Origin of the sequence: Pasteurella sp. WM03, assembly GCF_004570945.1 — a bacterium.
GTDB lineage: Bacteria > Pseudomonadota > Gammaproteobacteria > Enterobacterales > Pasteurellaceae > Rodentibacter.
In genome coordinates, this window is sequence record NZ_SPPO01000005.1 from 28,505 (window position 1) to 41,555 (window position 13,051).

At 38.8% G+C, this 13,051-nt stretch carries 17 protein-coding genes; 9 read left to right on the forward strand and 8 right to left on the reverse strand.

Annotated features, from left to right (window positions below):
* Position 1 precedes the first annotated feature (1 nt).
* From E4T92_RS06320 to E4T92_RS06360, 8 genes are all read left to right on the forward strand, one after another.
* Positions 2 to 1,069, forward strand: a complete 1,068-nt coding sequence (locus E4T92_RS06320; protein WP_280740598.1) for an RHS repeat-associated core domain-containing protein — start codon at positions 2 to 4, stop codon at positions 1,067 to 1,069.
* 13 nt (positions 1,070 to 1,082) lie between these two features.
* Positions 1,083 to 1,637: a DUF4303 domain-containing protein gene (locus tag E4T92_RS06325; RefSeq protein ID WP_167754023.1), complete on the forward strand. Its 555-nt coding sequence runs from the start codon at positions 1,083 to 1,085 to the stop codon at positions 1,635 to 1,637.
* 157 nt (positions 1,638 to 1,794) lie between these two features.
* A complete protein-coding gene (locus E4T92_RS11320; RefSeq protein WP_135093888.1) occupies positions 1,795 to 4,383 on the forward strand; it encodes an RHS repeat-associated core domain-containing protein in 2,589 nt (862 codons plus the stop codon).
* Positions 4,371 to 5,075: a hypothetical protein gene (locus E4T92_RS06335; RefSeq protein ID WP_135093889.1), complete on the forward strand. Its 705-nt coding sequence runs from the start codon at positions 4,371 to 4,373 to the stop codon at positions 5,073 to 5,075. Before E4T92_RS11320 ends, E4T92_RS06335 begins: the two co-directional genes overlap by 13 nt.
* Before the next feature lie 310 nt (positions 5,076 to 5,385).
* Positions 5,386 to 6,273 (forward strand): hypothetical protein, encoded by an 888-nt coding sequence (locus E4T92_RS11240; RefSeq protein ID WP_135093890.1) that lies wholly within the window; start codon positions 5,386 to 5,388, stop codon positions 6,271 to 6,273.
* Between the two features lie 322 nt (positions 6,274 to 6,595).
* Complete coding sequence (locus E4T92_RS11325; protein WP_135093891.1) at positions 6,596 to 7,192, forward strand: RHS repeat-associated core domain-containing protein; 597 nt, start codon at positions 6,596 to 6,598, stop codon at positions 7,190 to 7,192.
* Entirely contained in the window at positions 7,192 to 7,797 is a 606-nt protein-coding gene (locus E4T92_RS06355; RefSeq protein WP_209307347.1) for a hypothetical protein, read from the forward strand. Before E4T92_RS11325 ends, E4T92_RS06355 begins: the two co-directional genes overlap by 1 nt.
* A gap of 155 nt (positions 7,798 to 7,952) precedes the next feature.
* Positions 7,953 to 8,861: a hypothetical protein gene (locus E4T92_RS06360; protein ID WP_135093892.1), complete on the forward strand. Its 909-nt coding sequence runs from the start codon at positions 7,953 to 7,955 to the stop codon at positions 8,859 to 8,861.
* On the opposite strand, the gene E4T92_RS11075 is transcribed toward E4T92_RS06360, so the two are convergent.
* Together E4T92_RS11075 and E4T92_RS06365 are read right to left on the reverse strand one after the other, a co-directional pair.
* Positions 8,837 to 9,010, reverse strand: a complete 174-nt coding sequence (locus tag E4T92_RS11075; protein WP_167754024.1) for a hypothetical protein — start codon at positions 9,008 to 9,010, stop codon at positions 8,837 to 8,839. The two genes, E4T92_RS06360 and E4T92_RS11075, sit on opposite strands and share 25 nt — an antisense overlap.
* Positions 9,011 to 9,167: 157 nt before the next feature.
* Complete coding sequence (locus E4T92_RS06365; RefSeq protein WP_135093893.1) at positions 9,168 to 9,473, reverse strand: hypothetical protein; 306 nt, start codon at positions 9,471 to 9,473, stop codon at positions 9,168 to 9,170.
* Between the two features lie 226 nt (positions 9,474 to 9,699).
* Here E4T92_RS06365 and E4T92_RS06370 point away from each other — a divergent pair, with 226 nt between their 5' ends.
* The gene (locus tag E4T92_RS06370) at positions 9,700 to 10,050 is read left to right on the forward strand and encodes a recombinase family protein (RefSeq protein WP_280740599.1); all 351 of its coding nucleotides are present in this window, start codon (positions 9,700 to 9,702) and stop codon (positions 10,048 to 10,050) included.
* Positions 10,051 to 10,107: 57 nt separating this feature from the next.
* Here the strand turns inward: E4T92_RS06370 and E4T92_RS11250 are convergent, their stop codons facing one another.
* From E4T92_RS11250 to E4T92_RS06395, 6 genes are all read right to left on the reverse strand, one after another.
* Positions 10,108 to 10,521 carry an N-6 DNA methylase gene (locus E4T92_RS11250; protein ID WP_245232436.1) on the reverse strand — a complete coding sequence of 138 codons (414 nt, stop codon included), beginning with the start codon at positions 10,519 to 10,521 and terminating at the stop codon, positions 10,108 to 10,110.
* 52 nt (positions 10,522 to 10,573) lie between these two features.
* Positions 10,574 to 10,753 (reverse strand): hypothetical protein, encoded by a 180-nt coding sequence (locus E4T92_RS11255; protein ID WP_228063568.1) that lies wholly within the window; start codon positions 10,751 to 10,753, stop codon positions 10,574 to 10,576.
* Between the two features lie 241 nt (positions 10,754 to 10,994).
* On the reverse strand, positions 10,995 to 11,306 hold the full coding sequence (locus E4T92_RS06380) for a hypothetical protein (RefSeq protein ID WP_135093894.1): 312 nt from the start codon (positions 11,304 to 11,306) through the stop codon (positions 10,995 to 10,997).
* 506 nt (positions 11,307 to 11,812) lie between these two features.
* The gene (locus E4T92_RS06385) at positions 11,813 to 12,277 is read right to left on the reverse strand and encodes a zincin-like metallopeptidase domain-containing protein (protein WP_228063569.1); all 465 of its coding nucleotides are present in this window, start codon (positions 12,275 to 12,277) and stop codon (positions 11,813 to 11,815) included.
* Between the two features lie 235 nt (positions 12,278 to 12,512).
* On the reverse strand, positions 12,513 to 12,800 hold the full coding sequence (locus E4T92_RS06390) for a hypothetical protein (protein WP_135093895.1): 288 nt from the start codon (positions 12,798 to 12,800) through the stop codon (positions 12,513 to 12,515).
* Complete coding sequence (locus tag E4T92_RS06395) at positions 12,797 to 13,039, reverse strand: DNA-binding protein (RefSeq protein WP_194199158.1); 243 nt, start codon at positions 13,037 to 13,039, stop codon at positions 12,797 to 12,799. Before E4T92_RS06395 ends, E4T92_RS06390 begins: the two co-directional genes overlap by 4 nt.
* Positions 13,040 to 13,051 lie beyond the last annotated feature (12 nt).

Here is a 13,051-nt window from a genome sequence, read left to right on the forward strand (position 1 = left end):
AATTAGAGACGGCTTCCGAAAACAACAAGCCCACTACCGCTGGAACGGCAAAAACGAACTCATTGGACTCACTACCCCAAAAGGCGAAGTGTGGTATTATAAATATGACGCCCTAGGCAGACGGATTTTAAAAGAATGCCCGCAACAGCAACTACGCATTGAATACCTATGGGACGGCGACCAACTCGCCTACACCCAAACCTTTAAGAAAAGCGAACTGGTTAGCGAACGCCACTCCGTATTTAATGGCTTTGAACTGATTGCCCAACAGGATAACTATCAAACCCTCAAACAAACGATTGACGGTAACTTCATCGAATGGAAGTTTGAGACCAATTATTCGATTGTTCAGCCAAACGGCAAGGTATTAGGACTACTTGCCCCTAATGGTAAATTAAGTTGGAGAGCACAGAATAAGAGCTTGTGGGGACTATCTTTCAGTCAATATAACTTCAATTCAAATCTAGACCCAAATTTATTATTCGCAGGGCAATATTATGATGAGGAAAGTGGACTAGCTTATAATAGATTCCGTTACTACGATCCCGAGAATGGAAATTATATCTGCTCAGACCCGATAGGACTAGATGGTGGGGAAACACCTTATTTTTATACACATAATCCAGAAGACATAACAGACTCTTTCGGACTTACATCTTGGCTAGATATTGTCAAATCTCAAGGAGTTACACCTAAAACTAATGTTATAAACCCTCATGGACACCATATTATTTTCAAAGGCAGTTTTTCAGAAATTCCTAATATGAGATCAGCCTTAGATCGCTCAATAAAAATAGCTAATAAATATGATGTACCGTTAAATTTTGACAAGAAAAATATAATTGGTAGATCAAACTTAATGATTGCTTCTAATACAAAAGATGTTCATACAGTTAAAAATGCAGAAAAAATAGCTTCTTTATTAGAGAAAGCTGATAAACGAGCATCAAAATGGATGGATTTAGGGATAATGAATAAAAAACAAGCATCTTCATATATAAATAAGGAGATTATAAGAGCAGGCGGAAAAGTATTTGGTAAATATGGAATTAAAAAATGTAAATCTTAATAGGAGAATTATTATGTCAATTATTGATAAACAACTATTAGAAAAATTAGAAAACTCAGTCGAAAAAGGTATTAAAGAAACGCTCAAATACACTCTAGAAAAATATTCTCAAGATGATGTATTTACATATGCATTATATATAGATGAGGATTGTACATCTTTAGGTTGGGCTGCAAATACACTTTCTCATTATGAGGAAATAAAAACAGAATTTAAAAATCCCCAGACAATTTCTGCCATAAAATGGTTTTATTCCTATTTTTCACTAGGATTAGGTGATTTAGAAGATGGATTTGATGAAATTTTTTATAAGGATATATACTCTATATTAGAAGAAATCAGCGAGTACGAACCTCATGATGATTTTACTATTTACCAATCTGAAATATTCGACTCGCTCCTAAAATCATTTAGGTTGGCAATTCAGGATTATACTAATCATAATATAACTTTTTTTATGACTATTGTAGATAGTGATAATGCAAAACTAATGGAGGACTTTTCTGCAAAAGAATTAAATTCGGAAAATTTATACTTTGAATTTATTCATCGTTTTGATCAAACATAACGTATGTGAAACATAGCTCCCTTATGCTTACTAAAAACAAAATAATTATTCGTTCTTTAACAATTCACTCTATCATGACCACTACGGCAATTTACTCACTCAAACCCTGCCTGACGGCAATCAAATCACCTTTGATTATCTTGAACAAACCGGTTTAGTGCGTTGTTTCACCGACACAATCGGTCAGCAATGGCTCTATGAGTATGATGAGCGGGAACAGCTGGTTAAGCTCACCGACCCACTCAACCTCACCTGGACAAGGCAAACGCAATTTACTGAAAATAGGGAAAAACAGACCGCACTTTTTACCGCGCCTTATGGCACAACCACTGAGTTTGTACGCAATCCATTTGGATTACTGACCGAAGTGAAATCCACGATCGGGCAACGTCAACAGCTTGAACAGTTTCACTACGACCCACGTCATCGTTTAATTGAAGCACAAGATGCGGAGCAACGCCGAATTCAGCTCAATTATGATGAAAAAGACCGCCTGAGCCGCTTTACCAATGGCAGGGGCTATTCGTGGCAGTATGGCTATAATACCCAGCATAAATTAAGCCGCATTGCCCGCCCGAACCAAAGCCTTGAACAGCAAGACTACGACCGACACGGCAATCTCATCCGCTACACCGATGCCAATGGGGTAGATTGGCAGTTGAAATATGGGGCGTTTGATTTATTGGTTGAAAAAGTGGACGGCGAAGGCAACCGCTGGCAGTATGACTACGATAAAGATAGCCTCAAACTTCGTCAAATCACCAATCCAAAAGGCGAAACCTACACGTACACCTTTAATGAAAACGGCTTGCTCAAAAGCCTAACCGATGGCGAGGGGAACGTTACCCATTACGACTATGACGCTGGTTATCGCTTAATTCGCCTTATCACAAATGACGACAGCTATTTTTACGACTACGATAACCTCGGCAGAGTGACCACTATTCAAAGCCTGTATAGCCGACAAACCTTTGACTACGACCTTAACGGCCGCATCATCAACGAAACCCAAAACGGCAATAAAATTAACCGCACTTATGATGATGAACATCAAACCCTTACCAGAACGCTGTATATTGCAGGCAAAGATGAGCCTATCATTACCCAATTTAACTACAACAACCTCGGTGAACTGACAGAATTAACTTTGCCAAATAACGATAAAACCAACACGAACACAAATATAGACACAAAGTGCGGTCAAAAATATCAACTGTTTTTCCAATACGACCAAAACGGCAATGAAATTAACCGCACTTCCCCACAAGGGTTTATCTTCAACCAACGCTTTGATGAAATGGATTGCCTCATTCAACAGCGGGCTGGTTGGGAGCCCTCACAGTTTTTTGACAAAGACGAATTGCGAGCCACCGGGATTGACGCCCCAAGTTTTGCGGAGGTCAATCAACATTACCGCTATGACAAAGCACTGAACACCCTTGAAAGCAAAGACAAGGGAGAACTCCACTTTTTCACCCTCAACCGCAACAACCAAATCACCCAAGTTCACAACCAAAACCGTGAACAAGAACGCTATGCTTATGATGAATGTGGCTACCTCACCCAACGCCATGTGGGACACGAAAGTTACGGCATTATCCAAAACCCACACCACCCCGAATATCAGGCACAGCGGCAAATTGTCCCACATCAGGAGATTTACCAAAAAGGGCATAAACTCCACCGCTTAAACGAAAACTACTACGAATACGACAAGGCGGGGCGGTTGGTTACCAAGGTTGAAAAACAGGACGGTTTCAGAAAACAAGAAACCCATTACCGCTGGAACGGCAAAAACGAACTGGTCGGACTCACCACACCAAAAGGCGACGTATGGCATTATAAATATGATGCCTTAGGCAGACGGATTTCAAAAGAATGCCCGCAACAGCAGCTACGCATTGAATACATATGGGACGGCGACCAGCTTGCTTTTACTCGAACGTTCAAAAACGATGAAATTGTCAGTGAACGCCACTCCGTATTTAATGGCTTTGAACTGATTGCCCAACAAGACCGCTATCAACAACTCACACAGACCATTGATGGGAATATCGTTGAATGGAAAAACCAAACCCACTATGCTGTCGTGCAACCGAACGGCAAAGTATTGGGATTACTTACCCCTGAGGGCAAACTCGGCTGGAAACCACAAAACAAAAGCCTATGGGGATTATCATTTAGTCAATATAACTTCAATTCAAACCTAGACCCAAGTTTATTATTCGCAGGGCAATATTATGATGAAGAATCAGGGCTAGCTTATAATCGATTCCGTTATTATGATCCTGAAACATCAAATTACCTTTCATCAGACCCAATTGGGTTACAAGGTGGGGAAACGCCTTATGCGTATGTGCATAATATTTTAGATCAGTTAGATCCATTTGGACTCGAACTACATCATATTATTCCTCAACAAATATACAAAGAATTTAAAAACGAATTAAGAGGGCTATCTAATGGAAGAGATAAATACATTCAAAATGTCAGCACTAAAGCAAAAGATATGACAAATCTAATTGATTTAGATAGACCATTCCACGGAAATCATCCATCTTATAATGATTTTGTTAGAGAGAAATTAACAAAACTAAGAGATACAAACAGTTTTACACTAGAGAATATAAAAAATCTACAGACAGACCTAAGAAGAAAAATAGCACAAGCACAAAAAAGCGGAAAAAATTTAAATAGCTATTTTGGCGATATTATTAAAAGTGGAGTAAAAAAATGCAATTTATAACAGTCAAATCATCGTATGATAGAGAGACAACAGGTGTCTCATCTGGCTATCAACTAGAAATTAAGAAAAAATCTTTTGAAAACTCTAGAGATGAAAAATTTTTTAATGATTTTTTCAAAAAAAACTCAAAAGAGTTTCAGAGAAATGTATTGAACTCTTTCATGCAATTCAATCAAGAAGAATTAATCGGTTCAATTACCCTATTCCCCACCAGTAAAAAGCTGAAGAGAATTGACTTTTTCCGTGTTTGCCCTAACTTAATGGGTATTTGGGTAGTGGTTTCTCAAAAAGTTATGAATATTTTTTCCAAATATAATTTACCATCAATAAACAAAATAGAAATAAAAATAGAAGGATTCTCTGAAAAATACTACCTGATTGGCTTCCCTATAGTCTCAATTGAATGTATAGATTATGAATTATCAAAATTCATGAACATACAAAGTGGTAAAATTATTATATATAAAACCTATGAAAACTATAAAAACAGGGAAGATCCTTTTGATATTTATCCAAAGGAAATACATTTATTAGAAAATTACAAATATGATGTACTTAATTTAGCTGGGATATATGAAATCAGTATTAACTCCAAAATATTACAAGACTTAAAAAAAGAAAATTGCATTGGATTTACTGAAGTAGATTCGAATCAAATAATCGTAATCTCCCCCGATAGTGTCATACTGTAACGACTGATAAATGTTAAAAAAACGGTACTTGTTATAAACGAGCACTATTATTGTTCTTTAAAAATTAACTTGATAACATACCGTTCAAACGGTCAAATTTTCCTAAAAATTTGCAAAAAATTAGACAAATCTGACCGCTCTATCCTTCGCCGATAACCACTGGGATTGCTACAACGACAACGGCACACTCAAAAGCCTGACCGATGGTGAGGGGAACGTTACCCATTACGACTATGACGCAGGTTATCGCTTAATTCACCTTATCACGACTGACGACAGCTATTTTTACGAATACGATAACCTCGGCAGAGTGACCGCTATTCAAAGTCTGTATAGCCGACAAACCTTTGACTACGACCTTAATGACCGACTCATCAAAGAAACCCAAAACGGCCACCGAATTGAGCGCACTTATGATGAAGCCCAAACTCTCACAAGAACGCTCTATATTGAGGGGAAAGATGAGCCTATCATCACGCAATTTAAGTACAATAGTCTCGGGGAATTAATTGAACTGAACTTGCCGGACACAACGGATACAAGCGGTCAAAAAAACCAATTGTTTTTCCAATACGACCAAAACGGTAATGAAACCGACCGCACTTCCCCACAAGGGTTTATCCTCAAACAACGCTATGATACGATGGATTGCCTCGTCCAACAGCGGGCAGGTTGGGAGCCGACACAGTTTTTTGACAAAGACGAATTGCGAGCCACCGGGATTGACGCCCCAAGTTTTGCCGAGGTCAATCAACATTACCGCTATGACAAGGCTCTGAATACCCTTGAAACCAAGGACAAAGGCGAACAGCACTTTTTCACCCTAAACCGAAACAACCAAATCACCTCTGTTCACAACCAAAACCGTGAACAAGAACGCTATTCCTATGATGAATGTGGCTACCTCACCCAACGCCACGTAGGACATGAAAATTATGGCTTAATTCAAAACCCACACCATCCTGAATTTCACGCACAACGGCAAATCATCCCACATCAGGATATTTACCAAAAAGGGCATAAACTCCACCGCTTAAACGAGCATTACTACGAATACGACAAAGCAGGCAGACTCACCCCAAAAACGGAAATTAGAGACGGCTTCCGAAAACAACAAACCCACTACCGCTGGAACGGCAAAAACGAACTGGTCAGCATCACTACCCCAAACGGCGAAGTGTGGTATTATAAATTATGACGCCCTAGGCAGACGGATTTTAAAAGAATGCCCACAACAGCAGCTACGCATTGAATACCTATGGGACGGCGACCAGCTTGCTTTTACTCGAACGTTCAAAAACGATGAAATTGTCAGTGAACGCCACTCCGTATTTAATGGCTTTGAACTGATTGCCCAACAAGACCGCTATCAACAACTTAAACAAAAGATTGATGGCAATATTGTTGAATGGAAGCAGGAGACTAATTATGCGATTGTTCAGCCAAACGGCAAGGTATTAAGGCTGCTTGCCCCTAATGGTAAATTAAGTTGGAGACCACAGAATAAGAGCCTGTGGGGACTGCCTTTCAGCGACTACCGCCGAAATTCACAATTAGATCCGAATTTACTTTTTGCAGGGCAATACTACGATGAAGAAAGTGGGTTGGCGTATAACAGGTTTAGGTATTATGATCCTGAAATGGCTTGTTACCTAAATTCCGATCCGATTGGATTATTAGGTGGTAATAATCCTTATCTATATACTTTGAATTCATATGATTGGATTGATCCGCTTGGATTGGTAGGTAATCCTGCGAAGGCAACTCATATTACTTATCGTGGTTTTGATATTAAAACAGGTAAGCCTTATATTGGCTATGCGAGTATGCAAGGTAATCAAATGTCAAATGCACAAAAGGTATTAAACTATCGTTACAATTCTAACTTTGAACGATTCGGTGGTGAACCTCCAAGAATTTTATATCGAGGTTACGGTCAAGAAGGTAAAGACATTGCAAGGGGATTAGAGCAACGGTATTTTGAACAAGCTGGAGGTTTAAATCAAACAGCAAATAAACAAAATCCAGTAGGAATTAATAATAAAAGACGAGATATTTATCTAGATGCTGCAGATAAACATCTAAAAAATAACGGTAGAATATGTGGTAAAAAATAATGAATAGAATAAGAAGTAAACAAGGTGATGTATTAGTGTATCAATTAAAAGAAAATTTATATACAGTAGCCCAACGTATGGAAAGCCAAATTGTACGCTTTTTTGATATAAAATCAGAAAACGTAGATAACTGGAACGAAGGGCTAGATTTAAATCAACTTCCAATTTTATTTGAAGTTTTTGTAATGACGAGTTATGTTGAAAAAAAATTTGCCGTTAAAAAATTAAAAAAAGTGATCCCATCTATGAAACCCTATGAGAGATTTTGGATTGTGTCCTATGATCCAACAGATCCATATTTTAGAGGAAAGAAAGAAAATGTATATGGGCTAGGAGGAAAGCTGGTAGATTTAGGTAATAATTATTTTACAGGCTATGATGCCCCAATTGTAAAACATAATCTTAGTGTGAAAAAAGATCGAGAAATATTAGAAAAATATGAACTAGATTGGGCTTGGGGTGAGGCAATCATTGAAAGGCTTATTCGTTATTTTGAAACGGGCATTAACCGAGATGATATGAAATTTGAAGTTTTTCCCGATTTATGGGATGACCGCGAAAAACTACGCCCTTTAACGAGTAGATTAGCAGAGCCGTTTAGGTAAAAAGAAAATCATTATTCGCTCTTTAACAATTCATTCTATAAAATTAGTAAATAAGCGGTCAAAAACACGCATTATTTTTCCAATACGACCAAAACGGCAATGAAATTAACCGCACTTCCCCACAAGGGTTTATCCTCAAACAACGCTTTGATGAAATGGATTGCCTCATTCAACAGCGAGCGGGTTGGGAACCCTCACAGTTTTTTGACAAAGACGAACTGCGTGCCACCGGCATTGATGCCCCAAGTTTTGCCGAAGTCAATCAACATTACCGTTATGACAAAGCACTGAACACCCTTGAAAGCAAAGACAAGGGCGAACACCACTTTTTCACCCTCAACCGCAACAACCAAATTACCCAAGTTCACAACCAAAACCGCGAACAAGAACGCTACGCCTATGACGAATGTGGCTACCTCACCCAACGTCATATAGGCAGTGAAACCTATGGCTTAATCCAAAACCCACACCACCCCGAATATCAGGCACAGCGGCAAATTGTCCCACATCAGGATATTTACCAAAAAGGGCATAAACTCCACCGCTTAAACGAGCATTACTACGAATACGGCAACGCAGGCAGACTCACCCAAAAAACAGAAATTAGAGACGGCTTCAGAAAACAACAAACCCACTACCGCTGGAACGGCAAAAACGAACTGGTCGGACTTACTACCCCAAAAGGCGAAGTCTGGTATTATAAATATGACGCCCTAGGCAGACGGATTTTAAAAGAATGTCCACAGCAGCAGCTACGCATTGAATACCTATGGGACGGCGACCAAATCGCTTTCACTCGAACTTTCAAAAACGATGAAATTGTTAACGAACGGCACTCCGTATTTAACGGATTTGAACTGATTGCTCAACAAGACCACTACCAGCAACTTAAACAGACGATTGACGGTAACTTCATTGAATGGAAGCAGGAAACCTGCTATGCCATCTGCCAACCGAATGGACAAGTACTTGCTCTTCTTAATCCGCAAGGTAAAACCCTATGGCGCAAAGAAAAACAAACACTTTGGGAATTTGACGATTATTGCTGCAATAAGTCTAAATAGTGTTGGCTCAGTTCAGTATTGAGTAATTCTGATGCTGAATACGGAATAATCCAACCGTCTAGATCCTGCCTCAATAATGGATTATCGGTCTTGGCTTGATGAGATACGGTTGGTTTTGACTTGAAAATTTGTACTAGTGATTTAAACATTACAGACCCTATAAAATGTGAATAAGCAAGACAAAGGCCCTTTAGCCCTTTGGCCTTTTCGGGTAAGACCTTTCCCCTTGGAAAGGTTACCCTTGAATTATTCCCCTTATTGGCCCTTCAGGGCCCCCTTAATAGCCTTTTGGCTTTTTTAGTGTTCCTATTTCCCATCCATTTCATCTAAAGTATCATAATCGCTATTATCAACTTCATCTACCTTATCATCTGTCTCATTACTATGATAATCATTTAACTCTGATTCCAGGGCTTGTTTATCATCTTCACTTAAAAATTTCCAATAATTACAAATCAACTCATTCTCACTATATCTCTCCCACACGCCGGGATAATAATATTCAGCCTCAACATGACAAATCCCACCCTCATGTGGATTCCGTATATTTGCTTCAACTTCAATGCCTTGAATTACTGTAACGCATAAAATGAGAAATTGGCGATATTTCATAGTTTCTATTATTGTTCCAGATTTTTGCTACTAAATATACCGTTTACAGCCTAGTAGCGTTACCTAGAAACTCTCTTAAAGATAAAAATAAATTTTTAATGACGATATTGAGTTAAATATCTACTATTTGGTCTAGAAACTTTGAGTAACATTTTTAGACAGTCTAAAAAACACTAAAGTGTAAGTTTTTAGACAAGTCTTAGAGGCTAGTCCAAAAAGTTTTGAAATCTTTAAAAAGAAAAATGTTGGGTTTATTGCAATACAGCAAGGAATAGATACCCGAAAACAAGATAATCCTATGGGAACAGCATTAATTCAGTTATTAGGCATTTTTGCAGAACTGGAAAGAAGTTTTATTGTTGAACGCACTCAAGAAGGCAAACGAGCTAAACTTACTTCAGGTAATAAAAAAGCATTGGGCGGACGACCTCCTAAAGTAACGGAAAAAATACGCCATAAAATCTACAAAGATTTTAAATCAGGTCATTCCATTAGCGTTGTCATGCAAAATTACAATCTATCAAAATCAACTGTAGCAAAATTAAAAGGTATCTATAATAGAGAGTATATAAAATAAAGCCTAGTGAATTAAAATCCACTAGGCTTTTTGCACTAAATAGCGTGTATTTGATTTTTAATAAAACATCGGTTCACTTTCCCAATCAATTTCAGGCAATTCCTCTACTGGTTCAGATTCAATTTGTTGAATTTCTGGTTCAGTATCTAAATCTGCGCATACTAATTTATTGTTCCAGTTCCCCCATAGATGAGCTGTTGTGTATAAATGATGATGAACCTCATTTTTTAGGGTATCCCCAATTATCACTTCGCCCGGTATGTGTAAAAGAGTCATCTGAATATAACACATCATCGCAGCGGTAAAATCCAAATCTCGAGCTTGTACCCACATCTGTTGCTGAGGATTAAATGACTCTCGACGTAAATAATTATAGGATTCTATAATCATCACACCGGAGCCACACGTTGGCTCTTGCAACGTGATAAATCCACGTTGTTGAATTAACTCATGACAATTGGATAATGTCATCGTAGCCATTGCTTGCGCAACATAACTCGGTGTGAAATGCTGTGCTTTATATCTAATCGCCGAGCTCTAAGACCATAAACACCGAACCTAAAAAATCATAGGTCTTGTTTTCAAGGGCTTCTACGACAATCACACTCAGCTCAACTAACTTTTGCTTTTCGTCATCTGTGTAGTGACCTAAAGCCGTCTGATAACGCTGTTTTAGCGCCTCATCCGCTGACTCACCATACAAAACCAGATAAAATTCAAGTCACCAAAATGGTGATGAAGTCGTAAAATACCTCTGAACGCCGGTAATGAGGCACAATTGATTTAAAAAGTGTGGTAAATTTTTGTTCGAAATCCATTATGGATTGCTCCTTATCAATGACTGAATAGGGAGCAAGTTTCCATAGGGAACTTGTCCCTATGGGATGAAAAATACCGTCAAATAAAATTTGACCACGTCTTGGCTGTCTTAACCGGATGAGAATTTACTCTTCCTCTTCGCTAAAATCCCAACCAAATTCCCGAAAAATAAATGCTTTCATTTCTGAATCATCTTCAATCGGGCTTGAATAATAACCGCCTTGCGTATCTGAAATCAGTTCACCGGCAAACCACATTCCCGGCTCAAAATAGGCAAGTCGCATTTGATAATTTGGGAAAGTTTCACAAAGTGTTGCGAACCATTCTTCCGGTGGATTCCAAGGTGTATCGAACTCACAAACAATTCCTCGTCCATCGTCAATATCGACAAAGCAATTATCAGTATTCGCATTCCATTTACAACCCCAATTAACCAAGCTCCACTGATACCAGTCTGTTGCACCATATTGAGTAAGGTTCTCAACATGCTGTTTGGCTAAAGCAACATCAAAGTTTAGGATTCTCTGCTCATTTGGTCGTTTTTCCAGCCAGGATACAAAATGTTCAATTGTCCAATGACATTGTTAGCTAACCGCCGTATCCGTTTCTGTTCGCTTTTCTTGATAAATTGCTTAATTAACTTAGCTGAAAATCGCTTGTGAACATTCATTTGGAGCAATTTGTAGTGCTCATTAAAAGTCGAAGTTGTCTTTAATAATGCTTCGGGCATCGTCACTAATTGACCAAAATCAAGATAATATTGACTTCTTTCATCAAGTGAAAAGAGCTTTTTACAAAATAGCGCCCGTTGCTCATCAAAACATTCAATAATCAGTACATTTTGACACCAATTTGGTATAGTGTAATCTCCTATTAAGTTAAAAATAGAAGGGATACACTATGCCCACAGGGATAATGTATCCCTGTTAGGGTAAATAAAACCTTAAGCGGCAAGACGCGTTTCTTGATTGAATTTATCAATCAAATATTGCGTTGCTTCCCGTGCTTGTGATGATGCACGAAAAATCGCTTTCTTATCGGATTTCAATGATTGAACCCAATGCTCTATATACGCCGCATTTTGCGAAATATTGTTGCAAACATTCATATGTGCGCAAGTAAATGCGCTGGTTAGTTCGGCAATTAATTCTTCAAAGGCGTAACGTTCAGAACCAAATTTATCAAAATTGACAATCCCCTCTCGATTCAGTCGGTCTTTATGCCCAGTTGCGTGGCCACATTCATGTAGTAAGGTGGCATAGTAATCATCGGCAGAGTGAAACTTTTCAAAATCCGGCATCACAATGCAATCCCGTTTTGGCATATAACAAGCCCGATCTTGTGCTTTGTTATATAGCGGAATCCCCATTTTAGTCGGTAGCACATCTAAATCTGGGCGTGAGATCATCTCTGATGAAGTTTCCGGTGTTAAAACCCATTAAAACAACGAAACAAAAAAGAAATAGGAATTTGGCGGAATTTTACGGACGTAAGTGGGCGGAAGTATTGAAAAAAGGGGCTTTGCGGTGCGTTGCCCTTTTTTATTGAAAAGAAAACCAAAAATGATGAATTGCGAAAAATTGGCGGGAAATGACCGCTTAAGCCATTAAAACTGCGAAAATATAAAACACGTTTAAAAGCGTTTAAGCGGCGTTTAAATTATCCTTAAATGACTTCGCCTCTTCTTTTTTCTCTTGCAGCGTTGCCATTGTTTCGGCGGTGGAAAGTATCGCCTCTTTACCCTCCTCGCTGGCTTTACGAAAGCACCTCACCAAATGCCACTCAATGTTGTTTAACTCATCGCTGGGGGCTTTATTGACATTGCTTAACGCCTGTTCAATCACCTCAAGGGCTTGCTGCACCACAGTCGGTTTCAGCCCACGTGTCTTCATATCAACGCTTACATCGCCTTCTGCCGTGCGAATAATCACATCGCCTTGGTTTGGCTCAGTTGGTTTGGCTCAGTTGGCTTAACCACCTCAACTCCTAACGCCGCTTGCACGCTTGGCGGCATATCGCCCACATAATACTCAAACACGTTACCTTTAACGCTGGCCACACGTCTTCTTTTCCAATTTTCTAACTTAGCCTTTTTGGTAATTCCTTGAACTGTTGTAGGCAGACCTCCTATACCAGTGATCTTTTTCAGCTCGTACCATTCTTGGATCATTTTAAAAACTCC